This window comes from bacterium Scap17, assembly GCA_013376735.1.
Classification (GTDB): domain Bacteria; phylum Pseudomonadota; class Gammaproteobacteria; order Pseudomonadales; family Halomonadaceae; genus Cobetia.
The window spans coordinates 855,892-881,721 of the sequence record VINJ01000001.1 but is presented as its reverse complement, the minus strand read 5'-3'; the positions used below and the strand labels follow the sequence as shown (position 1 = coordinate 881,721).

At 61.5% G+C, this 25,830-nt stretch carries 22 protein-coding genes and 1 pseudogene; 13 read left to right on the top strand and 10 right to left on the bottom strand.

What is annotated here, in order from left to right; translation table 11 throughout:
* Positions 1–33: 33 nt before the first annotated feature.
* Entirely contained in the window at positions 34–1,071 is a 1,038-nt protein-coding gene (locus FLM52_03815) for a 2-dehydropantoate 2-reductase (protein NVN54922.1), read from the top strand.
* Positions 1,072–1,302: 231 nt separating this feature from the next.
* Here FLM52_03815 and FLM52_03810 read toward each other — a convergent pair whose 3' ends face one another.
* Genes FLM52_03810 through zwf form a run of 3 tightly spaced genes read right to left on the bottom strand, consistent with a single transcriptional unit; the run spans position 1,303 to position 4,206 of the window.
* On the bottom strand, positions 1,303–1,965 hold the full coding sequence (locus tag FLM52_03810) for a bifunctional 4-hydroxy-2-oxoglutarate aldolase/2-dehydro-3-deoxy-phosphogluconate aldolase (protein ID NVN54921.1): 663 nt from the start codon (positions 1,963–1,965) through the stop codon (positions 1,303–1,305).
* A 56-nt stretch (positions 1,966–2,021) separates the two neighbouring features.
* On the bottom strand, positions 2,022–2,714 hold the full coding sequence (gene pgl, locus FLM52_03805) for a 6-phosphogluconolactonase (GenBank protein ID NVN54920.1): 693 nt from the start codon (positions 2,712–2,714) through the stop codon (positions 2,022–2,024).
* A gap of 1 nt (position 2,715) precedes the next feature.
* Complete coding sequence (gene zwf / locus FLM52_03800) at positions 2,716–4,206, bottom strand: glucose-6-phosphate dehydrogenase (GenBank protein ID NVN54919.1); 1,491 nt, start codon at positions 4,204–4,206, stop codon at positions 2,716–2,718.
* Between the two features lie 389 nt (positions 4,207–4,595).
* Here zwf and FLM52_03795 point away from each other — a divergent pair, with 389 nt between their 5' ends.
* From FLM52_03795 to FLM52_03770, 6 genes are all read left to right on the top strand, one after another.
* Positions 4,596–5,453 carry a MurR/RpiR family transcriptional regulator gene (locus FLM52_03795; protein NVN54918.1) on the top strand — a complete coding sequence of 286 codons (858 nt, stop codon included), beginning with the start codon at positions 4,596–4,598 and terminating at the stop codon, positions 5,451–5,453.
* Between the two features lie 202 nt (positions 5,454–5,655).
* Positions 5,656–6,555: a putative selenate ABC transporter substrate-binding protein gene (locus FLM52_03790; protein ID NVN54917.1), complete on the top strand. Its 900-nt coding sequence runs from the start codon at positions 5,656–5,658 to the stop codon at positions 6,553–6,555.
* 4 nt (positions 6,556–6,559) lie between these two features.
* On the top strand, positions 6,560–7,288 hold the full coding sequence (locus tag FLM52_03785; protein ID NVN54916.1) for an ATP-binding cassette domain-containing protein: 729 nt from the start codon (positions 6,560–6,562) through the stop codon (positions 7,286–7,288).
* 10 nt (positions 7,289–7,298) lie between these two features.
* Positions 7,299–8,837, top strand: coding sequence for an ABC transporter permease (locus FLM52_03780; protein NVN54915.1), 1,539 nt, complete (start codon positions 7,299–7,301; stop codon positions 8,835–8,837).
* Between the two features lie 73 nt (positions 8,838–8,910).
* On the top strand, positions 8,911–10,269 hold the full coding sequence (locus FLM52_03775) for a cation transporter (GenBank protein ID NVN54914.1): 1,359 nt from the start codon (positions 8,911–8,913) through the stop codon (positions 10,267–10,269).
* A gap of 54 nt (positions 10,270–10,323) precedes the next feature.
* Positions 10,324–10,626 carry a hypothetical protein gene (locus FLM52_03770; GenBank protein ID NVN54913.1) on the top strand — a complete coding sequence of 101 codons (303 nt, stop codon included), beginning with the start codon at positions 10,324–10,326 and terminating at the stop codon, positions 10,624–10,626.
* Positions 10,627–10,669: 43 nt separating this feature from the next.
* Here FLM52_03770 and FLM52_03765 read toward each other — a convergent pair whose 3' ends face one another.
* Positions 10,670–11,140 (bottom strand): pilin, encoded by a 471-nt coding sequence (locus FLM52_03765; protein ID NVN54912.1) that lies wholly within the window; start codon positions 11,138–11,140, stop codon positions 10,670–10,672.
* Positions 11,141–11,711: 571 nt separating this feature from the next.
* On the opposite strand from FLM52_03765, the gene pilB reads away from it, so the two are divergent.
* From pilB to yacG, 5 genes and pseudogenes are all read left to right on the top strand, one after another.
* The gene (pilB, locus tag FLM52_03760) at positions 11,712–13,448 is read left to right on the top strand and encodes a type IV-A pilus assembly ATPase PilB (GenBank protein ID NVN54911.1); all 1,737 of its coding nucleotides are present in this window, start codon (positions 11,712–11,714) and stop codon (positions 13,446–13,448) included.
* 176 nt (positions 13,449–13,624) lie between these two features.
* Entirely contained in the window at positions 13,625–14,863 is a 1,239-nt protein-coding gene (locus FLM52_03755) for a type II secretion system F family protein (GenBank protein ID NVN54910.1), read from the top strand.
* Between the two features lie 142 nt (positions 14,864–15,005).
* Positions 15,006–15,815, top strand: a pseudogene (locus tag FLM52_03750) (prepilin peptidase).
* Positions 15,812–16,462, top strand: a complete 651-nt coding sequence (locus tag FLM52_03745; protein ID NVN54909.1) for a dephospho-CoA kinase — start codon at positions 15,812–15,814, stop codon at positions 16,460–16,462. Before FLM52_03750 ends, FLM52_03745 begins: the two are co-directional and overlap by 4 nt.
* On the top strand, positions 16,455–16,700 hold the full coding sequence (gene yacG / locus FLM52_03740) for a DNA gyrase inhibitor YacG (protein NVN54908.1): 246 nt from the start codon (positions 16,455–16,457) through the stop codon (positions 16,698–16,700). Before FLM52_03745 ends, yacG begins: the two co-directional genes overlap by 8 nt.
* 149 nt (positions 16,701–16,849) lie before the next feature.
* Here the strand turns inward: yacG and FLM52_03735 are convergent, their stop codons facing one another.
* The 4 genes from FLM52_03735 to FLM52_03720 all read right to left on the bottom strand — a co-directional run bounded on the left by FLM52_03735 (position 16,850) and on the right by FLM52_03720 (position 22,541).
* A complete protein-coding gene (locus FLM52_03735) occupies positions 16,850–17,803 on the bottom strand; it encodes a Nudix family hydrolase (protein NVN54907.1) in 954 nt (317 codons plus the stop codon).
* Positions 17,804–17,910: 107 nt separating this feature from the next.
* A complete protein-coding gene (gene argJ, locus FLM52_03730) occupies positions 17,911–19,134 on the bottom strand; it encodes a bifunctional glutamate N-acetyltransferase/amino-acid acetyltransferase ArgJ (GenBank protein ID NVN54906.1) in 1,224 nt (407 codons plus the stop codon).
* Positions 19,135–19,223: 89 nt separating this feature from the next.
* Positions 19,224–21,986, bottom strand: coding sequence for a preprotein translocase subunit SecA (secA, locus tag FLM52_03725; GenBank protein ID NVN54905.1), 2,763 nt, complete (start codon positions 21,984–21,986; stop codon positions 19,224–19,226).
* Between the two features lie 174 nt (positions 21,987–22,160).
* On the bottom strand, positions 22,161–22,541 hold the full coding sequence (locus tag FLM52_03720) for a hypothetical protein (GenBank protein NVN54904.1): 381 nt from the start codon (positions 22,539–22,541) through the stop codon (positions 22,161–22,163).
* Positions 22,542–22,603: 62 nt separating this feature from the next.
* Here FLM52_03720 and FLM52_03715 point away from each other — a divergent pair, with 62 nt between their 5' ends.
* Positions 22,604–23,083, top strand: coding sequence for a DUF721 domain-containing protein (locus FLM52_03715; protein ID NVN54903.1), 480 nt, complete (start codon positions 22,604–22,606; stop codon positions 23,081–23,083).
* 216 nt (positions 23,084–23,299) lie between these two features.
* Here FLM52_03715 and FLM52_03710 read toward each other — a convergent pair whose 3' ends face one another.
* Positions 23,300–24,211: a UDP-3-O-acyl-N-acetylglucosamine deacetylase gene (locus FLM52_03710; protein ID NVN54902.1), complete on the bottom strand. Its 912-nt coding sequence runs from the start codon at positions 24,209–24,211 to the stop codon at positions 23,300–23,302.
* 450 nt (positions 24,212–24,661) lie between these two features.
* Entirely contained in the window at positions 24,662–25,828 is a 1,167-nt protein-coding gene (ftsZ, locus tag FLM52_03705) for a cell division protein FtsZ (protein NVN54901.1), read from the bottom strand.
* Positions 25,829–25,830 lie beyond the last annotated feature (2 nt).

Sequence of the window (25,830 nt, the reverse complement as noted above, 5' to 3'; positions counted from 1 at the left end):
GCTCTCCATGACAAGATGACGAATATGCACACAATGACTGATCCGGAAGATAACTGGCTGTGGATCATCGGTCCGGGGGCCATCGGGCGCCTGCTGGCGGCTTCGCTGATGGCAGCACGCCAGCGAGAGCTTCGTGAGCAGGGAACATCCGCGCTACCGCGTGTCTTGCTGCTGGGGCGCCAGGCAATGGCAGGGCAGGCGGTCGCGCTCGAGATGACCACGCCAGAATCACACCCTGTTATCGAAAAGATAAGCTATTCAACAATTGACACACTGCAAGGCCTGCCATCCAGAAAGCCCTCTGCCATCTGGCTGACGACCAAAGCCCACGATGTACCCGCCGTGTGGCAGCAACTGACACCACATATCACGCCCGAGATTCCCGTGACCTGCTGGCAGAATGGCCTGAGCGCTCAGCCGTGGCTGGCCGAACGCCACGCCAACCTGCTATGCGCCAGCACCACCGAAGGCGCCTGGCTGCCAGCCGAGACCGGCGCAAGCGCGACGCCTGACACTGACGCAACAACAAAGGAACTCCAGCACCTTGCCGTGCAACATGCCGGGCGCGGCCACACCTGGCTAGGCGCATGGCAGAGTGACGGCTACGGCGATCTCGGCCGTCAGTCCCACCAGGCCGCTCTCTTGCAATGTGACTGGCTCAGAGCAGCAGGGTTTGCATGCGAACAGACACCGGACATCAAGACTCGCCTGTGGCACAAGCTGGCGATCAATGCGGCGATCAATCCCCTGGTGGCACGCTATCGCATTCGCAATGGCCAGCTGCGCGACCGGCCATTTGCGCCAATGGTGCGCCAGGCGGTCGAGGAGATCAGCGCGGTACTGGATAGCGAAGGCATCTCTACCCCGGGGGAAGGCTGGCAGGCGCTGGTCGAACAGGTCATCCGCGCGACCGCCAACAATCGCGCCTCGATGCTGCAGGATGTGCTCGCCGATCGCCCTACCGAGGTCGAGGCGATCCTTGGCCCATTGCGCCGCACTGCCGCCCGACATGGGATGGCCCTGCCCTTGCTGGATGACCTCTACTGTCAGCTGAGCACGCCGCAGCGCTGAAACCAGCATCACGACCAGCCCAGCGACTCCAGCCAGACAAGTTAGCCTCGCCTCTCTCCCCAGATGACGCGCATAAAAAAGACCCGCCTCGTGAGAGACGGGTCACAAGCAACAGCCAAGCTGTCGAGAGAGAGCAGTACTGGCAGCCTGTCAGCCTCAAGCACGACGGCGTGCATGACGTTGGCAGGCAACCGCTGGATCAGTGGCCAGCACTCATCCAGATATCAGGCTTCAGCGGTGGAAACGCTCTGAGGCTTCACGCGCCAGCTCGCGGATACCATCCCAGTCACCCACATCGATCAATTTCTGCGGCGCGACCCAGCTACCACCGACACACATCACGTTCTTGAGCGCGAGGTAGTCGGCGGCGTTGCTCAGGGAAATACCGCCAGTCGGGCAGAAGCGAGCTTCGCTGATCGGGCCACCGAAGGACTTGATCGCATTGACGCCGCCCGCGGCTTCCGCTGGGAAGAACTTGAAGCGACGGTAACCGTACTGCCAGCCCGTCATCAGCTCCGAGACGGTCGCGACGCCCGGCAGCATCGGCACGCTGCTGGTCACGCCGTACTGGTACAGCGCTTCGGTGGTGCCCGGCGTGACGATGAAGTCGACGCCCAGCTCTTCCACCTGGCGATACTGTTCCGGCGTCAACACGGTGCCGGCACCGATGCTGGCGTTGGGCAGCGCTTCACGCATCAGGCGGATGGCTTCCAGCGCGCAGTCGGTACGCAGCGTGACCTCCAATACGGTCAGGCCACCTTCGTAGAGGGCCTTGCCCAGCGGTACGGCGTCCTCGATGCGCTCGACGGCGATCACCGGCAGCACGGAGGCTTTCTGGCAGATGCTGTCGATCTCGGTGGTGCGAGTCGACGGAAGCTGTTTTTCAAAGCTCATGGCGTTCTCCTTGTGCCGCGGCCAGCCTCCCTTGTGGCTGGCCGCGGCCGATGTGATCAGGGGGCCCAGTAAAGCGCCAGCGGCGCGGACAGGAAGGCACGAATCGGCAGTTCACTGACCGCTTCGACATCGCTCAGCGCGCGCGACAGCACGGCCTGCTTGTCGGTCCCCGTGAGATGAAGCACGGTACGACGCGTCTGACGCAGACGCTCGAGAGACAGCGTGATACGCGCCTGCGGCACGCTGGGTGCACGCATCGGCACACAGCAATCCGCACTGGTCAGCGCTTCCTGCAGGCGGTCGCCATCCGGGAACAGCGAGGCCGTATGGCCATCGCCGCCCATGCCGAGAATCAGCGCGGAGGCCGGCCAGGGGAGCGCCGCGATGCGAGCACTCACTTCTGCGCAACCATCTTCCGGCTCTGCCTCGGCGTTGGTCAGCGGATGGAAGGTGGCGGCACTGGCCGCACCACTCAGCAGGTGCTCACGCACGAAGCGTGCATTGCTGTCATCGGCGTCTTCGCTCACCCAACGCTCATCGGCGAGAGTGATATCGACCCGCGACCAGTCCAGCGGTTTGTCGCGCAGCGCGGCAAACAGCGGCTTGGGCGTGGAGCCGCCGGATACCACCAGCAGCGCACGTGCTGACGGGTCAACGTCGAGATCAGCTCGCAAGGCGGTGGCCAGATACTCGGCGAGAGAGCGTGCGGTCTGACCGCGCGGGTCCTGCTCAGTCACGGTGGCGCTCATCTCAATATTCCTCATGCCAGCTGCGACCATCACGCGTGATCATCGCGATCGAGGAGACGGGCCCCCAGGAGCCGGCCGGATAACGGCGTGGCGTGGCGGCGCGGGATTCCCAGCCGTCGATGAGGGTATCGACCCAGCGCCAGGCGTGTTCGATCTCGTCACGACGCACGAACAGATACTGCTGACCCTTGATGACCTCGAGCAGCAGACGTTCGTAAGCTTCCGGAATACGGCGCTTGGGGAAGGCGCTGTTGAAGTCGAGATCCAGCGGGCCCGGGCGCAGACGCATACCCTTGTCGAGACCGGAGTCCTTGGTCAGCACCTGCAGGGAGATGCCTTCGGACGGCTGAAGACGAATGATCAGCTTGTTGGCCGCCAGCGAGCGCTGGTCCGGATCGAAGATGTAGTGCGGCTGCTGACGGAAGTGGATCACGATCTGTGACAGCTTCTCCGGCATGCGCTTTCCGGTCCGCAGGTAGAACGGCACACCGGCCCAGCGCCAGTTGGAAACTTCGGTCTTGAAGGCCACGAAGGTCTCGGTCTGGGATTCGGTGTTGGCACCCTCTTCATCGAGGTAGCCCGGCACGTGCTGGCCGTCGACGGCACCCGCGATGTACTGGCCACGCACCAGATCCGTGTTGAGACGTTCGCCGGTGATCGGGCGCAACGCCTTGAGCACCTTGACCTTCTCGTCACGAATGGCGTCTGCATCCAGGTTGGACGGCGGGTCCATCGCGATCAGGCACAGCAGCTGCAGCAGGTGGTTCTGCACCATGTCACGCAGCTGACCGGCCTGATCGAAGTAACCCCAGCGCCCTTCAATGCCGACCTTCTCCGCCACGGTGATCTCGACATGGGAAATCTGGTTCTGATTCCACTGGTTGCCGAACATCGGATTGGCGAAGCGCAGCGCGATCAGGTTCTGGACGGTTTCCTTGCCCAGATAGTGATCGATACGGTAGATCTGGGATTCGTGGAAGACGGCACCGATCGCGTCGTTGACGACGCGCGAGCTCTCCAGATCAGAACCGATCGGCTTCTCGACCACGACACGTGATTGCTCGTCGAGACAGCCCGCCGCCTGCAGATTGCTGCTGATGTCGCCGTAGATACGCGACGGTACGGAAAGATAGATCATCAGCGGGCGCGGCGACGGCTTGCCCTTGTCATCCGCTCGCCAATCGGCGATCGCGGAATAGCCTTCCACGGTGCTGAAGTCCAGCGCCGCGTAGCTGATGCGAGAGAGGAAGCGCTCGATGCATTCCTTCTCGAGATGCTCCGGCTTGACGCGCTCCTTGAGCGCCGCCTGCACGGTGTCCTTGAAGGATTCGAGGCTGACATCCTGACGCGCCAGACCGATCAGGCGAGTTGCCTTCTCGAGCAGACCATCACGGTCGAGGTGATAGAGGGCTGGATACAGCTTGCGCTTGGCGAGGTCGCCCAAGGCGCCGAACAGGGCAATATCCACGCCCGGAATGATGTCGGAACTCATGCCGCCGATTTCTCCCGTCGAAACTGCCCTGTATGCCGAAATGACCGACGAGGTGGGCGACTTCGAACCCGCTCCATGAAGGCTGCGCAGGCTGGCGCGGCGAGGAGAGGCTCGAATGACACACGGCACCGGGAAGGCGTTGGCGATACATGGCTGGTTATATTAACAACAAATGTAGCGATAACGCCGCTGTCACTCAAGACAATTCGCCCCACAAATAGGTAAACTTACCTAAAAGTGGTAGTCAGCGGCGCTTTCGCCTTCACCTCGTCCTGCGCGCCCCTGGATCAGCAAGTGACCCAAAGAGATGCTTGGCCTACCAGACGAGTGAGGCTAGGATGCCCAGATTACGTAGTTATTTCACTACACAATGGCAGGGTAACAGGCGAATGGCAGTACACGACCTCATCAATCGCATCCGTGAACGTCTCGACGAGCTCAACCGCTCCGAGCGCAAGGTCGCCGACGTCATTCTGGCGGACCCGGCTGAGGCCACCGGCATGAGCATCGCGGCGCTCGCTCAGGCCTCGCTGGTCAGCGAGCCTACCGTCAACCGTTTCTGTCGCAACTTCGATGCCAAGGGCTTCCCCGACTTCAAGATCAAGCTGGCCCAGAGCCTTGCCGGCGGCACGCCCTACGTGTCGCGCAGTGTCGAACAGAACGATGATGCCGCGTCCTATGGCGACAAGATTCTCGGCGCCACCGTGGCGGCGCTGGACGATGCCCGTCGCGCACTGGATCCCAGACGCATCGAACGCGCCGTCGACTACCTGAGCCAGGCCAAGCAGATCTGCTTCTTCGGCCTTGGCGCCTCAGGCCCGGTGGCGGCGGATGCCCAGCACAAGTTCTTCCGCTTCAACCTGCCGGTCATGGCCTATGAAGATGTGCTCATGCAGCGTATGGTAGCCGCCGCCTGCCATACCGGCGACGTGATCGTGATCATCTCCTACACCGGACGCACCCGCGAGCTGGTCGATATCGCCAAGCTCGCACGCAGCAATGGCGCCGCGGTGCTGGGCATCACCGCACCGGACTCTCCGCTGGCGCGCGAGTGCACCGAGGTGCTGGAAGTCATGGCGCCGGAAGACACCGATATCTATATGCCGATGACCTCACGCATGATCCACCTGGCCCTGATCGACGTGCTGGCCACCGGCGTGACGCTGCGCCGCGGAGAAGACTTCCAGCAGCATCTCAAGAAGATCAAGGACAGCTTGAAGGACACCCGTTTCCCGCCGGAGTCTTGAGCACTGGCCATCAGCTCATCAACTCCAGCCACGGCATAAGAGCGCTTCCTGCGCCACCATTCAACGTGCTACTGACTCTTCAGCGTCACTTGAGCGATCCTTCAGGCATGGCGCGGGGCTTGCACCCGCGTGATCAAGACACAACAATACGCGCCATACCCCCTGACATGCGGTGCTCGCCGCATGATGTCTCATGTCGTGAATGCTGAGGATGCTTCCCATGCGCTGGCTGGCCACTGCTGCTCTGACCCTGATTTCCGCCCTTCCCGTGACCATGAGTCTGGCTCAGGCCGACACCTTCAAGTTCACGGCGATTCCGGATGAAGACGAGTCACGCCTGGTCGAGCGTTTCGACAAGGTCGCCGACTATCTGGAAGAGAAACTGGGCGTCGATGTCGAGTATGTGCCGGTCAAATCCTACAGCGCCGCCGTCAGCGCCTTTCGCAATGACCAGATCCAGATGGCCTGGTTCGGCGGCCTGACCGGTGTTCAGGCGCGTCAGATGGTGCCGGGCTCCGTCGCCATCGCGCAGGGCGTGGAAGACGCCGCCTTCCGCAGCTACTTCATCGCGCGTCGCGACCTCAAGCTGGCCGGCGATGCCGCCGAGCCGCTGGACGCCCTGCCCGACTCCCTCGAAGGCCACTCCTTCACCTTCGGCGCCAAGACCTCCACTTCAGGCCGCCTGATGCCGGAATACTATCTGCGCGAGCAGTTCCAGCAGGCGCCGGACGCCCTGTTCAGCCGCGTCGGTTTCTCCGGCGACCACTCACGCACCATCGCACTGGTCGCCGCCGGCACCTATGACGTGGGCGCAGTGAACTTCGCGGTGTGGGAAGCGGCAGTCAAGGACGGCAAGGTCGACCCGAGCAAGGTGCAGGTGCTGTGGCAGACGCCGGCCTACCCGGATTATCAGTGGACCATTCGTGGCGATGCTGATAGCCACTTCGGCGCGGACTTCACCGCCCATGTCACCACGGCCCTGCTGGACATGAAGGACCCGGAGCTGCTCGAGAGTTTCCCGCGCTCCGGTTTCATCCCGGCCAGCAACGATGACTACGCGCCGATCAAGACCGTCGGTGAACAGCTCGGCCTGCTGCGCTGAGCTCATGCCCCAGGAAACACCCTCTCCATTGCTGCACCTTTCGCAGGACCACCTCGGCCATGGCGCCGAGGTGGTCCTGCGTGATCTGGATATTCGCCTCCTGCCGGGCGAGCGCATCGCCCTGCTCGGTGCCAGTGGCGCAGGCAAGTCCACGCTGCTGGAAGCCCTGCGCGCCGCGCTGCAACAGCGCGACATAGCCGCCGCCTGGTGCCCTCAACGCCAGGGTCTGGTGCCGCAACTGTCGGTCTACCACAACATCTTCATGGGCCGGTTGGACCAGCACTCACGGCTGACCAACCTGCTCAATCTGCTGCGCCCGAAACCGGCGCATTGGCAGGCGATCGCCGCGCTGTGCGAACCGCTGGGTATCGCCGGCCTGATGGAGCGCTCCGTCGAGGCGCTTTCCGGCGGTCAGCGCCAGCGTGTCGCCATCGCACGTGCGCTCTATCAGGGCCATGACCTGTTCCTCGGTGACGAGCCCGTCGCCAGCGTGGACCCGCATCAGGCCAGCCAGCTGATCCAGCTGATTCACGCCCGTCACACCACCAGCGTGGTAGCGCTTCATCAGCGCGAGTTGGCGCTCACTCACTTCACGCGCCTGATCGGGCTAGGCAAGCACGCTGACGGTCAGGGGCACGTGCTGCTGGATGTCGCGACCGACGGACTGACGCCTGGCGACCTGGACTTCCTGTACCCCGCTGCGGCGACCCGCGAGTCATCCGATGTCAGCTGACCCCTCCACCATGACGGCAGAGCTGCGCCATCCTCCTCGCTGGTGGCAGGCACGCAGTGACGGTGCGCGCCTGTTGCGCCTCGGTGGTGGTCTGGTCATCGCCATGCTGGTACTGGTGCCCTTCGCCGATCTCTCCATTACCTCGCGAGATCCCTGGCAGGAGTTGGGCCGCATGCTGGCGGGTCTGGCGTCGCCGGCTCCCGATGCGCTGGAATCCCCGCTGCACGCTTTGATCCTGACCATTGCCTTCGCGCTATGGGGCACCCTGCTGGGCGCGCTGATCGGGCTGCCACTGGCATTGGTCTACTCGCGCTCACGCCTGCTGCGGGGCATCTGTGCCGGGCTGCGCGCGGTACATGAGCTGTTCTGGGCGCTGCTGTTGCTGCAGGTGTTCGGGCTATCGGCCGCCACGGCGCTGGCGGCGATCACGATCCCCTATGCCGCGACCTTCGCCAAGGTCTATGCCGAAATTCTCGAACAACTGCCGCAGGCACCACTCAAGGCACTGCCCTGGGCCAGCTCGCGCGCGATGCGCTTTGTGTATGCAGAACTGCCGATGGCATGGCGGCGCATGGCCAGCTACACCCGCTATCGCTTCGAATGCGGACTGCGTGCCAGTGTTCTGCTGGGTTTCGTCGGCTTGCCCACGCTGGGTTTCTATCTGGAAAGCGCCTTTCGCGAGGGCCGTTACGCGGAGGCGGGCGCTCTGCTGTGGATCTTCTATCTGCTGATCGCCACGCTCCCCTGGTGGGGGCATCGTCGAGCATTGCCGGTACTGGCCATCGTCAGCTTGTGGTGGCTGGGGCCATGGCCCGATGTCAGCCCGAGCCTGTTGTGGCGCTTCATCAGCCATGACATCTGGCCGGCGCCGCTGGTCAATGCATCCTTCGAGTCACTGATCTCGGGCGAGTTTGCGACAGGCCTGCTGCAGTGGGCGAGTCACCTGCCCGATCTGCTGCCCGCCATCGGCAATACCTTGCTGCTCGGCCTGCTGGGCACCGCCGGCAGTCTGCTGATCGCCATGCTGCTATGGCCGCTGGCCAGTCGCCATGTGGGCAACCGCCTCTCGCAACACTCGACCAACGGCCTGCTGATCTTCCTGCGCACCACGCCGGAGCTGATTCTGGCCTTCATCCTGCTGTTGCTGCTGGGGCCTTCCCTGCTGCCCGCCTGGCTGGCGCTGGCGCTGCACAACGGCGCGATCATCGCCTTCCTGTGTGCTCGCCATGCCAACCAGATTCAGCTGCCGCCCAGTCGCCCGCAGGGCAAGTTCGAATGCTGGCTCTATGAACTCAACCCGCGTGTCGCTCCCGGCATGTTCGCATTGCTGCTCTACCGCGCCGAGACCATCATTCGCGAGACGGCCATTCTCGGCATGTTGGGGGTGGTAACGCTGGGCTTCCATATCGACTCGAGCTTCGAATACCTGATGTTTGATCAGGCATTTGCCTTGCTGGTACTCACCGCCATACTCAATATCGGCGTTGACAGCCTCGCGCGGCGCCTGCGCCCCAGCGGTGAGATCTCTGAAGACAGCTGCGTGCGCTGACTCCTGAGCCGCCTACACAGGAGTCAGCGCTGACTTCATGCCGCACCCGACTCCCCTTTGAGCGAGCCTTGCCATGCCACCATCCGTGCCACCCTCCATGCCACCATCGTCATCCACGGAGTCTGCGAGCACGGCAAGCGCCAAACGTGAAGCGCAGCGCATCACCTTGATCGGCGCGGCGCTGGATGGCGTGCTGGGTGTCGCCAAGCTCGTGATCGGCAAGCTGGTCGGCTCGCAGGCACTGATCGCCGATGGCATCCATTCCCTGTCAGACCTGGTGACGGATGCCTTCGTGTTGGTGGCGACTCATTACGGCCGCCAGGCACCGGACCGCTCACATCCCTGGGGGCATGAGCGCATCGAGACGCTCGGCACCCTGGTGCTCGGCAGTCTGCTGCTGGCCGTGGCGGGCGCAATAGGCTGGGAAGGCATTTTGCGCAGCTGGGAGCTGATGTTCGGCTCATTGACCATCCCACTACCCGGTGCGCTGGGTATCGGCATCGCGATCATCTCGCTGCTCGGCAAGGAAGGTATCTTTCGCGCCACGCTGAAGATCGCACGCAAGCAGAACTCCAGGCTGCTGGAGGCCAATGCCTGGCACTCGCGCAGCGATGCGCTCTCCACAGTGGCGGTGCTGATCGGTCTGATCGGCACCCAGCTGGGGGCCAGCTGGCTGGATGGCATCGCGGCGGTCGTCGTTGGTGTGATGGTGGGCAAGATCGGCGCTTCATTGGCCTGGGAGGCCTCCCGCGAACTGATCGACACCGCCCTGCCGCGCGAACAGCAACACGCCATGTGTGAGTGCCTGCTGTCACTGCCGGAGGTACGTGGCGCACATGACCTACGCAGCCGCACGCTGGCCGGCCGTATCGTGCTGGAGGTCCACCTGCTGGTCGCGCCACGTATCAGCGTCTCGGAAGGCCACGCCATCGGCCACCACGCCGTGGCTCGCCTCAAGGCCGAATTCCCCCAGCTCAGTGACGTGATCTATCACATCGACCCTGAAGACGACTCGCATCTCGGCCAGCCCAGCCAGGCGCAGCCCACGCGGCGGCAGCCCCTGCCTTTACGCCACGACATCATCACCGCACTCGATGAATGCTGGCAGCAGTCGCCTCTCTGGCAGGTGCGCAGCGGCCTCACCCTGCATTACGTCAACCATGCCACCACATCTGCTGGCTCCGACTCGTCAACCCCACATGTGGATATCCTGCTGGAGCTACCCGCTGATGCCCTGGAAAGCAGGCCCGAGAAGGTCACGCAAGGTGCTGCAAAAGAGGACGTGAAAGAGGATGTGAAAGATGCTCTGCAATGTTACCGCGACAGCGACACGCGCAACGCATCAATTGCCGAAATGGAACGCCTCGCAGCGGGTCTTGAATGGTTCGGCAGACTATCGATTGGCGTGACATCCCATATCCACCAGCACTGAAGTGTGAGTTACACTGCAGGCAACGACAGACATCCACCAGACAAGGAGCACGCCATGAGCAACGCATCCGGCGAAATGCACAAGACACGCATCATCAGTGAGCTGAAAGGTTTCATCCGCAAGCTGCTGCAAGACCCGAAGATTCTCGAGCAGTCACTGGTCGTGGCGCGAGCGCGCCTCAAGGAAGGGGCAGAACAAGGAAAGAATGAGCAAGCAGTGCTGGCCATCATCGCCAACGAGATTTCTGACACGACCAGTATCCATATCCCGGAAGATCCCGAAGAGCACTCCGATGCGGACAAGTTGTTCCTGGAGCTGCTAAAGGATGTGGTAGAGGAAGAGGAAGCGCTTTATTGAGTACAACAAAAAACCGCCCCAAAGGGCGGTTTTTTTAAAGCTCTCACTCAACTTCTGGCTCAGCGCAATTCTGCGGAAGAAATTCTGCTGGGATACTACCTGAACAAGACCAGCGACCAGTCTCGTCACGATACAGCCCAAGTTCGTTTGCACCGGCTACCGACAGACGTGGGTTGACTTCTCCATCAAAAGTCATTATGAGCTCAAACTCACCAGCTTCACCTTCATCGGGAGCAGCCAAGGCGATGGTGCCAAGATCGAGCTCATCTGAAGCAATACCAATATCAAGTTGTCCCTCTGCAACTTCATCAGTCAACGCTGGCGTTTCGCCACGTAAAATCGCTTCTTCAGCAGTAGTCTGTACACCACGCAAACTTGCTAACGCACTAGTTGCTTGGGAGCGCGCCACATAGTCTTGATAACGCGGTATCGCGATGGCCGCCAGAATACCGATAATCGCCACAACGATCATCAGCTCAATCAATGTAAAACCAGCTTGTTGCTTGCGTGTCATGTTGTGACTCCTTGCATTTGCGTAGTGAGATCAGGTCGTACGTCCTGAAACCCCGGTTACCTTCCCTGACCAGCAGGATGTTACTCAAAGATGTCAGTGTGGGCGTTTGTTTCCAATATTCCCAACAACATCTTCATCAGCATAACATCTTGATATCACGGGGTGTCGACCGGACGGGACGAGTGATACCACAGCCACAGTTCAGGTGCCATTGCCATGTCGCAAGACGCTTTCTTGGCGGCGCTGACGGCTGCTTGGTTGTTACAATAGATTACACTCAGTGACATTGCAAGCAACGAACGCAAAAACGTTGTGATCGAGATCCAGACTCTCTTCAACGTTACTCCCGCCCCATCAGCGTTTGGCTAGCTCCCTCCACCAACTCTATCCCCTTCTCATGCCATGAATGCGCCATTCCTAGCGCAGGGCAATCCAGCTACACTCTTCGGTAATATGAGGTTTGTCATACGATGGCTTGCCGCACCAGTGTTCTCGTACAGCAGATCAGCGCCTGCTTCACGCTTGAATTCGTTAGAGTAGCCCCATCGGCCACTGCAACAGGAAGAGTGTCATGCCCCAGTCAGAACACACGCTAAAAGGATTTGCCGCCCGACTGGTCGACTCTGGCCTGCTCGACCCCCAGGCAGCGCAGCTGGCGGAACAGGAAGCCAATGAGGCCGGGGAAAGCCTGTTGCTGCATATCATCGCGCACGGCCTGGTGACGGCACGTGACGCGACATTGGCGGCTGCCTGGGAATACGGCCTGCCGTATGTGGATCTCGATGCCATTCGCACCGATTCACTGCCCGCCATTGATGAGCTGCCTGAGAAGGTGTTGCGCAAGCTGGGCGTATTGCCACTCTATCGCCGTGAGCATCGACTGACCGTCGGCGTGCCCTCACCCTCAACCCTCACACATCTCGATGAGCTGCAATTTGCCACCGGCCTGTCGATCGAGAGTGTGCTGGTCGCCGCCGACCAGCTGGCGCCGGCATTGGAGCAGTATCTGGAAGCCGGCGAAGAAAGCGCCATGGATATACTTGGTGAAGATGGCGAAGCGCTCGATGGGCTGGATTTCGAGGGTGAGGAAGACAATAGCCAGGATATGGCGATCACGGCCAGCAGTGACGATGCGCCAGTCGTGCGTTTCGTTCACAAGGTACTGCTGGATGCCATCAAGCGTGGTGCATCGGATATCCACTTCGAGCCCTACGAATCCACCTACCGCATTCGTTTTCGTATCGATGGCATGTTGATCGAGAACACTCGCCCGCCCTTCAATATGCGTAACCGGATCTCGGCGCGCCTGAAAGTCATGTCACGCATGGATATTTCCGAGCGCCGTTTGCCACAGGACGGCGCGATCAAGCTGCGGCTGTCCAAGTCCCGCTCCATCGATTTCCGTGTCAATACACTGCCGACCGTGTATGGCGAGAAGATCGTGCTGCGTATTCTTGATCCCAGCTCGGCCAAGATGGGCATTGAAGCGCTGGGCTTCGAACCCGAGCAGCGCGCCATGTTCGAGAAGACGCTGGCTCAGCCCCAGGGCATGATTCTGGTCACAGGCCCGACCGGTAGCGGCAAGACCGTGACGCTCTACACCGGCTTGAATATCCTCAATACCCCGGAGCGCAATATCTCGACGGCGGAAGACCCGGTCGAGCTCAAGGTGGAAGGCGTCAACCAGGTCAACGTGTTGCCCAAGATCGGCCTGGATTTCGCCTCGGCCCTGCGCGCCTTCCTGCGCCAGGACCCTGATGTGGTGATGGTGGGGGAGATTCGTGACAAGGAAACCGCCGAGATTGGTGTCAAGGCGGCACAGACCGGTCACCTGGTACTTTCTACCTTGCACACCAACTCAGCGCCCGAGACGCTGACACGTCTGAGCAACATGGGAATTGCCCCCTTCAACATCGCGAGTTCCGTCTCGTTGATCATCGCTCAGCGCCTTGCTCGCCGCCTGTGCACCCACTGCCGCCAGCCCGCGGAGATTCCGCCCGAGGCGATGGCCTCGATGGGCTTCAATGAAGACAATGGCTTCAGCACAGCGGAACTCGAGGCCGCGACCATCTTCCGCCCCGTCGGCTGCAGTCAGTGCACCCTGGGTTACAAGGGGCGCGTCGGCATCTATGAAGTCATGCCGATCTCGGATGAAATGAGCCGCTTGATCATGCGTGAGGGCACCGCCATCGAGCTGGCAGACCAGGCCCGCAAGGAAGGGCTTTCAGACCTGAGGCGTAGCGGCTTGCGCAAGGTGATGTCGGGCATGACCTCACTGGAAGAAGTCAATCGCATCACCAAGGACTGAGTCACTGTTGCAGGCCACGCATGTCACGGTTATCCATGGCGGCTGACAGTGGTCAATACGTCAGATAGCTGACTTTTGTTCAGTCATCAGGCACATTGAGGACAGGATGACCCAGGCATTGAACATGGCTCGACCTTCAATGCCTGCTCCCCATTTATCAGGGAACGATAACTGACATGGCAACTCCCAGAACTGCCAAGCAAGACAAGAAAAAAGCGGGCATTGAGACCTGGCAATGGTCGGGCAAGAATTCGCGCGGTGAAAACGTCAAGGGCGAGCTGATGTCGGCCAGTGTCGACCAGGTCAAGAACACGCTGACCAGCCAGGGAATCGTGGTAAAGCGCCTGCGCAAGAAGTCCTCCCTGTTTGGCGGCAGCAAGAAGGTCAGTGGCAAGGATGTCACCATGTTCGCCCGTCAGATGGCGACCATGATCCGCGCTGGCGTACCGGTACTTCAGGCATTTGGCATCGTGGCTGAGAGCATGAAGAGTCCGGGCATGCGTCATCTGGTCGAAGACATGATGAATCAGGTGGGAGCAGGCGCCAGCTTTTCGGAAGCCTTGCGCAAACATCCCCAGCACTTTGACAAGCTGTTTGCCAATCTGGTTGAAGCCGGCGAACAAGCTGGCGCCCTGGACAAGATGCTCGACCGTGTCGCGACCTATAAAGAAAAGATTGATTCCCTCAAGGCGCGCGTCAAGAAAGCTCTGTATTACCCTATCGCCGTGATCGGCGTCGGGATCGGGGTCACAGCGATTCTGTTGATCAAGGTTGTCCCGCAATTCGAAAGTCTTTTCCAGGGCTTCGGCGCAGAACTGCCAGCCTTTACCCAGCTGACGATCAGCTTGTCGGAGTATGCGCAGAATTATTGGTATATTGCGCTAGGCGCGATCATCCTGGCCGTCGTACTTATTGCGCAAGCGATCAAGCGCTCTGACAAGTTTGCCTACGCCAGTCACCGCTTCATGCTCAAGGTACCGGTGCTCGGCGATATCCTGGATAAATCGTCTGTCGCTCGTTATTCACGCACATTGGCCACGACCTTTCAGGCCGGTGTTCCGTTGGTGGAATCGCTAGATACTGCCGCCGGCGCCTCAGGCAACAAGGTCTACGAGCGTGCCATCGCCCAGATCAAGGAAGATGTCTCTACTGGCCAGCAGCTGAACTTCGCCATGCGCAATACGCAGCTGTTTCCGACTCTGGCAGTACAGATGGTAGCGATTGGCGAGGAATCCGGCTCACTGGATGCCATGCTCAACAAGGTGGCGGATTTCTACGAAGAAGATGTCGACAACAAGGTAGATGCCCTGACCTCACTGCTGGAGCCCTTGATCATCGTGGTGCTAGGCACCCTGGTGGGCGGGCTTGTGGTCTCGATGTATCTTCCCATCTTCGAGCTGGGCAACGCGATCTAGCACGCGGCCTGTATCTCGAAAGAAGCTTTCATGCCAAGCGGCCGCGCCACCAAAAGGACGCGGCCGTGTCATTTACTGACAAGGACGACTCGTGGAATCACTCGCCCAACTTTCCCCCACTCTGCAGGCCTGCCTGGCCGGTATATTCGGTTTGCTGATCGGCAGCTTTCTGAATGTCGTCATCACTCGCCTGCCCGTGATGATGATGCGCCAATGGCGCGCCGAGGCCCGCGAGGCATTGGAGCTGGAAGCCGAAGATACACCGCGCTTCAATCTGCTGGTGCCAGCTTCACGCTGCCCGGGCTGTGACACGCCAATCAAGTGGCACGACAACCTGCCCATTCTCGGCTGGCTGAAACGCCGTGGCCGCTGCGCCAGCTGCAATACGCGTATCAGCGCGCAGTACCCGCTGGTGGAGCTGGCCGGAGGCGCGCTCGGCGCGTCCATCGCGTTGATCTACGGCCTGGAGGCACAGAGCCTGTGGATCTTCGGCGCCTGTCTGACCCTGCTGGTGCTGTCAGTCGTCGACTTCCGCACCCAGCTGCTGCCAGATGCCATCACCCTGCCACTGCTGTGGGCAGGCCTCGCCTATCAGTTGCTGTTCCAGCCTCTGATGCTGCCCAGCGCCGTCATCGGCGCGATGGCAGGCTATCTGGTGCTGTGGAGCTTCTACTGGCTATTCAAGCTGGTCACCGGCAAGGAAGGCATGGGCTACGGTGACTTCAAGCTGCTCGCCGCGCTGGGTGCCTGGCTCGGCTGGCAGTGGTTGCCGCTGTTGCTGATTCTGTCCGCCGGTCTCGGGGCCGTTCTGGGCATCCTGCTGCAACTGCTGGTTCCGCGTCTGCGCGGCGCCCCGATGCCCTTCGGGCCTTATCTGGCGGTTGCCGGCTGGATCGCCCTGCTGTTTGGCACGCCCTTGATGAGCCTCTACCTGAGCGTGATTGGCGCATGACGACGACTTCTGTATCCCAAGGCCCCATCATCGGTGTCACAGGCGGCATCGGCAGCGGCAAGTCGAGCGTCGCGCGACTCTTCGGCGAGCTGGGCATCCAGTGGGTGGATGCCGATGATGTCTCGCGCGAGATCGTGCGCCCCGGCGAAACCGCACTGGCCGAGATCATCGCCCACTTCGGCGAGTCGATCGTCACGGCACGGGGCGAGCTTGATCGCGCCGCGCTGCGCGAGCGGATCTTCGCTGCCCCCGAGGAGCGTCAATGGCTGGAGCACTGCACCCATCCGCGTATCCGGGAGCGGATCGTCGAGCATCTCGCGGCCATGATCAGCCCCTATCGCCTGCTGGTCTCTCCCCTGTTGTTCGAGTCCGGCCAGGACAGCCTCGTCTCACGTACCCTGGTGGTGGATGTCAGCCAGGATGTGCAGCTGGCGCGCACGCTGAGCCGCGATGGTGTCAGCGAAGCGCAGGTACGCGCCATCCTCGCGGCCCAGCTGCCACGCGAGACACGACTGGCCAAGGCCGACGATGTCATCGACAATGACGGAAGCTTGGCGCATCTTCGTGAACAGGTAAGGGCCATGGATGCCTACTATCGATCACTGAGCGCCCCCCATACACCGTTTCAGGACACACCTCATGTCTGATGCCACCGCTGCCCCCAATGGCAAGACACCATTGACCGTCGCTTGCCCTCAATGCCGTACCGACGTGGTATGGAGTACCGCCAGCGAGTTTCGCCCTTTCTGCAGCAAACGCTGCCAACTGCTGGATCTTGGTGCCTGGGCTGACGAATCCCACAGCATCGCCGGTGAGCCCGCCATGGATGAGACCAGCATCGACGAGATGGTGGCGCGCATGGAGCGCGATATGCACCAGCAGTAGCGCTCGAGAGAGCCCTGCTGACTCAGGCTGGTCCAAAGCTCGTCACTCAAGATGCTCGGCAACCAAGATGCCAAGCAACAAAAAAAGACCCTCGAGGCTAGCCTCGAGGGTCTTTTTTTGTTCAGGCAACTGCCATCAACGCGCGAGCATCACTTCCAGAAATCACGGATCGAGGCGATACCCTGGGCACCGACGGCGCGTGCGTGGTCGCTGTCATGGCGGGACATGCCACCCAGCGCATAGACCGGCATACACGCCTGCTCGACCAGCCCCTGGAAGTCGTGCCAGCCCAGCGGTGGACGCTCCGGGTGCGACGGCGTCACACGCAGCGGTGACAGTGACACGAAGTCACACGCCACACGACCGGCCTGATCCAGCTGCTGCTGATCGTGGGTAGAGGCAGACAGCCACTTGTTGGCGGCAATCGGACGCTCGCCCTTTTCCGCCAGCTCCGCCAGACGCACGCTGGTCAGGTGGATACCATCCGCATCGACCTTGTCGAGCATGGAGGGTTCGGCATTGAGCAGCAGACGGGCACCACGCGCATGACAGATCGCCAGCGCCTTCTCGGCACGCGCGATATAGGCCGCCTCATCCAGCTCCTTGGCGCGCAGCTGGACCAGACGCACGCCATCCTCATCCAATGCACGCGTCAGACGCGTCTCGAAGACGTCCTCATCGACCTCTTCCGGCGTGATCAGATACTCGCGCGGCAGCGAGACCGCCCGCAGAATCGGCAGATTCGCCGCCGGGAAGGCGTACTTGTAGAGATCCTCGATCTCGACCCAGCGCACTGCCTGCCCTTCACGACCAAAGGGCTCGCCAGTGAACTGACGCGTTTCCCACACATCCAGCAGGATGTGCTTGTCCGGATATTCGTGATGAATACGGATCAGCGGCTGAGCACGAATGATCTCGATGCCCAGCTCTTCGCACAGCTCACGCTTGAGCGCTTCCAGACCGGTTTCGTAAGGCGCCAGCTTGCCACCCGGAAACTCCCACAAGCCGCCCTGATCCACCGTCGAGGGACGACGTGCAATCAGGACCTGGCCCTGTTCGTTTAAGATGGCGGCAGCCGCCACGTGAACCCTTCGCTTCGGCATGATGCCTGTACCTTTGACTCGCGTTGTACATCCGACTCCGCCTCGAGAGGCGAAGCCTGCGGGAGATATTGCATTACCGCTTCAGCGTAGGCCTTCGCCCTCGGGCGTCAGCTACGATAATCAGCGTTGATCGAGACGTAATCGTGGGACAGATCCGATGTCCAGATGCGAGCTTCCTGCTGTCCACGTCCCAGGCGGATGCCGATCACCAGCTCCTCCTCGGCCATGGCGGCACTGCCGGCGGCTTCGGTATAGCTGTCGGCACGGCCGCCCTGTTCGACGATGGTGACGCCATTGAGCGTGATCGCGACACCCGTGACATCCAGCGCTTCCAGCGGCGCACGTCCGACGGCCGCCAGAATGCGCCCCCAGTTGGCGTCGCTGGCATAGAGGGCTGTCTTGACCAGCGGCGAGTGCGCGACGGTAAAGCCGACGGCACGCGCCTCTTCCTGTGAACGCGCCTCGCTGACCTCGATGGTGACGAACTTGGTCGCCCCCTCGCCATCACGAATGATGGCCTGAGCCAGCTCGAGCATGACTTCCGCCAGAGCGGCCTCGAACGCGATCAGGTCTTCACCCTCGACACGTCCGGCCTGCCCCGTGACAGCCAGCATGCAGGCGTCATTGGTGGAGGTATCGGAATCGACGGTGATGCTGTTGAAGCTCTTGACCACCACCCGGCGCAGCATGGCATCAAGCGCCGCCTGATCGATGGCGAGATCAGCATCGGTGGCCACGAAGCCCAGCATGGTCGCCATGTTCGGGCAGATCATGCCGGAGCCCTTGGAGACACCTGCCAGCGTCACGCTCTCGCCATTGCTCAGCGTCAGTGTCCGCCAGCTGCCCTTGGGCCGCGTATCGGTGGTCATGATCCCATGCGCCGCGGCAGACCAGTCGCCCTCGCCCAGGTTGGCAAAGGCTGTCGGCAACGCCGCCGTCAGGCGGTCCATCGGCAAGGGTTCACCGATCACGCCTGTCGAGAACGGCAGCACTGCCCGAGCATCACAGCCGACGATCTCTGCCAATGCCTGGCAGGTCGCGCGAGCATCGGTCATGCCCTGCTCCCCAGTCCCCGCATTGGCATTGCCGGTGTTGATCACCAGATAACGCGGCCCTGCGACGCCTGCCGTGAGGTGCTCACGTGCGACATGAACCGGCGCCGCGCAGAAGGCGTTGCGGGTGAAAGTGCCTGCAAGACGCGACCCTGCCTCGAGGGCCATGATCACCAGATCACGACGACCCGGCTTCTTGATACCGGCTTCAGCAACCCCGATCTGAAAGCCGGCAATCGCCGGCATGTCAGCGGGAAAAGTGGAAGGCCCTACCGCCATCGCTCACGTCTCCAATCATGGTGTTCTGTGACTACTGCCCCCTGCGAGCCGAGTCGACATGACTCGCAGGGAGGCTGTATGGCTCAGTGTCAGCTCAGCTTGCCGTGGCACTGCTTGTATTTCTTGCCGGAACCGCACGGGCACGGGTCGTTGCGACCGACCTTGGGCACATCGCGGCGCATCGGCTCGCCATCGCCCTGGGCCTGAGGCTGCGCACCGTACTGTGCCTCGACGACCTCTTCGGCCGCCTGGACACCGTCTTCACTGACCGCGTCCTCATCGACACGGCGCGTCTCGGCACTGGCCTGCTCACGCTCGAGGTTGGCACGACGCTCTTCTTCCAGCGTGTCGACCTCTTCCTGACGACGCACCTGCACGTGGCTGAGGATGCGCACCACGTCGGACTTGATGTTGACCAGCAGCGCCTGGAACTGCTCGAACGCTTCGCGCTTGTATTCCTGCTTCGGATTCTTCTGGGCATAGCCGCGCAGGTGGATACCGCGACGCAGGTTGTCCATCGCCTGCAGGTGCTCCTTCCAGCGCGTGTCCAGCACCTGAAGCATGACTTGCTTCTCGAAGCGACGCATCAGCTCAGGGCCGACGGCCTCGACCTTGTCGGCATAAAGCGCTTCATGGGCGGCCTGCAGACGTTCACGCAGCGTTTCCTCATGGAAGTGCTCGTCCTCTTCCGCCCACTGCACCAGCGGCAAGTCGAGGTTGAAGTCGGTCTTGAGGTCGTTCTCGAGGCTCGGCAGGTCCCACTGTTCCGGCAGGCTCTGCGGCGGCACACGCAGGGAGATGGCGTCATCCAACACCTCGCGACGGATGCCGGCGATGTTCTCGGCGATCTCGTCGGCTTCGAGGATGTCGTTGCGCTGCTCGTAGATCACGCTGCGCTGGTCGTTGGCGACATCATCGTACTCAAGCAGCTGCTTGCGCACGTCGAAGTTGCGACCCTCGACCTTCTTCTGCGCGCGCTCGACGGCATTGGAGACCATCTTGTGCTCGATGGCTTCGCCCTTCTCGAGCCCCAGCGCGCCCATCAGACGCTGCACGCGGTCAGAGCCGAACAGGCGCATCAGGCTGTCTTCCAGCGACAGGAAGAAGCGCGTGGAACCCGGGTCACCCTGGCGACCGGCACGACCGCGCAGCTGGTTGTCGATACGGCGTGATTCGTGACGCTCGGAGCCGATCACATGCAGACCGCCTGCCGCCAGCACGGCTTCGTGACGCTCCTGCCAACCATGCTTGATCTCGTTGATCTGCTCTTCGGTCGGCGCTTCCAGCTCGGCAAGCTCGGCTTCCCAGTTGCCGCCCAGCATGATGTCGGTACCACGACCGGCCATGTTGGTCGCGATGGTCACGGCGCCCGGACGACCCGCCTGGGCGATGATGGCGGCCTCGCTGACGTGCTGCTTGGCATTGAGGACGTGATGCTTGACGCCCGCCTTGTGCATCATCTGCGACAGCAGCTCGGAGGTCTCGACCGAGGCGGTACCCACCAGCACCGGACGACCTTCCGCGACCTTCTCGCGGGCATCCTCGATGATGGCGTTGAACTTCTCTTCCGCGGTCAGATAGACCAGATCATTCATGTCCTTGCGCGCAATGGGCTTGTTGGTCGGGATGACCATCACGTCGAGGTTGTAGATCTGACGGAATTCGAAGGCTTCGGTATCGGCCGTACCGGTCATGCCGGACAGCTTGTCGTAGAGACGGAAGTAATTCTGGAAGGTCGTGGATGCCAGCGTCTGGCTTTCCTTCTGGATGGCAACGCCTTCCTTGGCCTCGACCGCCTGGTGCAGACCTTCAGACCAGCGACGACCGACCATGGTACGCCCGGTGTGCTCATCGACGATGACCACTTCGCCGTTGTTGACGATGTAATCCACGTCACGCACGAACAGGTTCTGGGCACGCAGCGCAGAGTGCACGTGGTGCAGCAGGCTCAGGTTCTGGGCTGCATACAGGGAGTCCTCTTCCCCGAGCAGCTCCTGAGCACGCAGCAGCGCCTCGACCTTCTGGTGACCGAACTCGGTCAGCTCGACCTGCTTCTGCTTCTCATCGAGGGTGAAGTCGCCGCTTTCCGGGTCTTCCTCATCGCTGCACTGCTCGAGCTCGCGCGCCATGCGATCGATGATCTTGTAGAGGTCGGTATTCTCTTCCACCGGACCGGAGATGATCAGCGGCGTGCGCGCCTCATCGATCAGGATGGAGTCGACCTCATCGATGATGGCGAAGTGCAGCTTGCGCTGGACCTTGTCTTCCAGCGAGAAGGCCATGTTGTCGCGCAGGTAATCGAAACCGTATTCGTTATTGGTACCGTAGGTGATATCGGCCTGATAGGCGGCGCGCTTGTCTTCATTGGGCTGGCCGGAGTAGATGACACCGACACTCAGACCGAGGAATTCATACAGCGGACGCATCCAGTTGGCATCACGGGTGGCCAGATAATCGTTGACCGTCACCACGTGGACACCTTCGCCGGTCAGTGCATTCAGGTAGACCGCGAGCGTTCCCACCAGCGTCTTGCCCTCACCGGTTTTCATCTCGGCGATGCGACCTTCGTGCAGCGCCATGCCACCGACCATCTGGGTATCGAAGTGACGCATGCCCATGATGCGCTTGCTGGCCTCACGCACTGTCGCGAAGGCTTCCGGGAGCAGCTTGTCGAGTTTTTCCCCTTGCGCGAGACGCTCGCGGAATTCCGCGGTCTTGGCTGTCAGCGCCTCATCGGAGAGCGGCTCAAACTCGCTCTCGAGCGCATTGATCGCGTTGACCCGCTTGCGCAGGCGCTTCACTTCGCGATCATTCTTGGAACCTACTACCTTGGTCAGGAATTTACCCAGCATATTCTGTCCTTGTACGTAACCCGGGGTCGGGGCACGCCTTCACATATCATGACACTCAAGCGCTGCCGCCAAACGCGATGACAAGCAGCTCGATGTGGCCCGGGGCCCATCAGGCATTACGCTCGAAAGAAAAAACGAACCTCATCATTCTCAGCGCGAACGATGAACGGGGTGTCAGGACAGAATGGGCGGCGCACGCGGCGCGATGGCGTTGACGAGGCCACGCAGCAGGACGCGTGTGCAGGAAACGAAGGAGCGCTGTCGCGGGAGGTTGGGACTGGCCTGGGGCGCACGGCGCACCCGCTTGCGCAGACAGCGCAGCCCCTGACGGCGACTCTCGGCACGAATCACCGAGGGTGCCAGCAACTGGATGCTGGCCAGTGTCAGATTGACGCGCTCGACCTGCGCCGCGCTCAGTCCAGCGGGGAACAGACAGCTGAGCAGCAGACCTGCCAGCAGCCAGCGCGGCGCCGTGCGTACCGACCAGCGACGCGAAGCGCCGCTACCGGAACCCGGTAACGCACGAGGGCGTGCTGTGGCATCGACAAGGCTCATGCTGTTGCCGGACTCCCGCTCATGATAGATTGCCGGAAATCACTGAACCGGCATGCAAGCCCATGAGTATAAAGGCTAAGCGTTTCCGCGCCCAGCCCGCGGCGCGCCTGTTGAACGGCAAGGGGCAACTTGGCGGTGTCATGCGCCAGGCGCGCATGCTCGAGCAGGCCCAGCTGCACCTGCGTGCTGCACTGCCCAAGGACATGCAGGAACAGGTCTTCGTCGGCGGCTATCACGATGACACCTTGACGTTGATCACCAGCCGCGCCTCCTGGCTGACCTGGCTGCGCTATGAACAGCGTCGCCTGATCAGTGTACTGCGCGAGCTTCCAGAGCTTGCCACCCTCACCCGCCTGGCCTTCAAGGTCCGCCCGATCCGCCCGGCCTTCGTGCCCGCACGCCAACCGCGCCACCTGCCAGAGGCTGCCGCGGAACACCTGATGGATTGCGCCTCCCACACCCGGGACGAGCGCCTACGCCTCGCCCTGGAGCGACTGGCGGCCCACGCATCGGATTCGAGCGAAGACGCCGAGACCCCCTGAGCCAACTCAAGCAATTCTTGTCTTGCATGCAAACAGCCACGCCGCCCAGAAGGGCGGCGTGGCTGTTGTCGTTTCCATCTCCGGCTGGCTAAGGCCGGAGCAGTGCTGTCAGGCTGGACGGGCTAGGTCACAGTGTTCTGCTCGTACTGTCTCTCTGAGTGCTTTTCTTCTGAAATACCTCGTCTTGCAGCTTTCGCAGATGTCATTGGCCTCGACTCAGACGGCAAGCGCCGGAGAGGCATAGGAAATCGGCATCGCATCGGAGTTCTCGAAGGTGACGATCTCGTAGCTGTCGGCATTTTCCAGCAGCGCGCGGCACAGCATGTTGTTGAGGCCATGACCGGACTTGTAGCCACGGAACTCACCGATGATGCTGTGACCCAGCTGGTAGAGGTCACCGATGGCGTCCAACACCTTGTGCTTGACGAACTCATCGTCGTAACGCAGGCCTTCATCGTTGAGGATGCGATAGTCATCGACGACGATGGCGTTGTCGAGGCTTCCGCCCAGCGCGAGGTTCTGGGAGCGCAGGAACTCGAGATCACGCATGAAACCGAAGGTACGCGCGCGAGACACTTCCTTGACGAAGGAGGTGGTAGAGAAGTCGACCGTGGTGGTCTGCTTCTGCTGCTCGAACACCGGGTGATCGAAGTCGATGGCGAAGGACACCTTGAAACCGTTGTGCGGCAGGAAGGTCGCGACCTTGTCACCATCACGCACTTCGATCTCGCGCTTGATGCGGATGAACTTCTTGAGCGACGATTGCTCCTGGATACCAGCGGACTGGATCAGGAAGACGAACGGACCGGCGCTGCCGTCCATGATCGGCACTTCCGGCGCGGACAGCTCGACGAAGCAGTTGTCGATGCCCAAGCCTGCGAAGGCGGACATCAGGTGCTCGACGGTGGTCACCTTGGCTTCACCGTTGGAGACGGCGGTGCACATGGTGGTGTCACGGACGCTCATCGCATCGGCACGGATATGAGCCTGCGGCTCGAGATCGGTACGGATGAAGACGATGCCGGTGTTGACCGGAGCGGGACGCAGCGTCAGGTAAACCTTGTCACCTGAGTGCAGACCAACGCCTGTGGCGCGGATCGTATTCTGGAGTGTTTTTTGTCGAATCATAGGGAGATAGCCAGTCAGCCTGAATTTGGAAACAGTGTTCATGATAACAGCAATGCAGGAATTCAACAAATTGTCACCTGCCGCTGTTAGGGAAATTCAACATTGCCTTTCGAGCACCATTGAGGCTGACCCTCGTGCCTGCTGGCCTCGTGCTGAGTATGAACACGCAATCACCAAACAGTTCTCACTCGCACTGCCATAAAACGATAATCAATGTGCAAGACAGCTTGAAGCCTCTCCTCCTTGCACACCCACGCCACTGGCGGATGCTCCCGCGACGCACAGGCAGCGCCCCGCGCCGGCTGCGAAAGCCCCTTTTGTCTGCCCCGGAAACGACTTCACCCACCCGGGAAGCCCCGGATGGGTGAAGTCAGACTCACGATGAGCCGTGTCATCTTAGCCTCATGCCGACTGGCACATGAGCGTCAATGACGTGTCAGTCAGTGCACATCAGTCAGCCTGGCGACGCAGGAAGGCCGGGATATCGAGATAGTCATCCATATCACGCGACTTGCGCGGCTCCGGCTTCTTGGCTGCCGCTTCCTGCTCTTCCTTGGCCTGACGGGTGACCGTCGGCGTCTGCAGGCTACGGTAGTCTGCCGGCTTCTCGACGGTACGCTTGGCCGGTGCCGTTTCACGCGCCGCCGGCTTCTCGACGCGACCGTCAAGCCCGGCCGCCACGACAGTGACACGCAGCTCGTCGGTCATGTCCATGTCGATGGACGTCCCGACCACGATGGTGGCGTCCGGAGAAGCGAACTCCTGCACGGTGGCACCCACATCGTTGAATTCACCGATGGAGAGATCCGGGCCTGCCGTGATGTTGACCAGGATACCGCGCGCGCCGTGCAGATCGATGTCTTCGAGCAGCGGGCTGCGAATGGCCTTCTCGGCGGCTTCACGAGCACGGTTCTCGCCGATGGCGTCACCGGTCCCCATCATCGCCATGCCCATCTCGGACATGACAGTGCGCACGTCGGCGAAATCGACGTTGATGATGCCCGGGCTGGTGATCAGCTCCGCAATCCCCTGTACGGCACCCAGCAACACGTCGTTGGCGGCACTGAAGGCGCTCAGCAGGCTGGCGCTCTTGCCCAGCACTGACAGCAGCTTCTCGTTGGGGATGGTGATCAGGGAGTCGACGTGCTCGGAGAGCTCCTTCATGCCCTGCTCCGCCGCCTTCTGACGACGCGGCCCTTCGAACGGGAACGGACGCGTGACGACGGCCACGGTCAGGATACCCAGTTCCTTGGCGACCTGCGCCACGACAGGAGCACCGCCGGTACCGGTACCTCCCCCCATACCAGCGGTGATGAAGACCATGTCGGCGCCTTGCAGCAGCTCGACGATACGCTCACGATCTTCCATCGCCGCCTGGCGGCCCACTTCCGGGTTGGCGCCAGCGCCAAGCCCCTTGGTGATTTCACTGCCCAGCTGAAGGACAGTCTTGGCGGCTACGCGCTTGAGCGCCTGAGCATCGGTGTTGGCGCAGATGAACTCGACGCCTTCTATGTTGCTCTCGACCATGTGATTGACGGCGTTACCACCGCCGCCGCCAACACCGATCACCTTGATGACCGCGCTGCTGGAGGGTGCGTTATCTACCAGTTCGAACATAT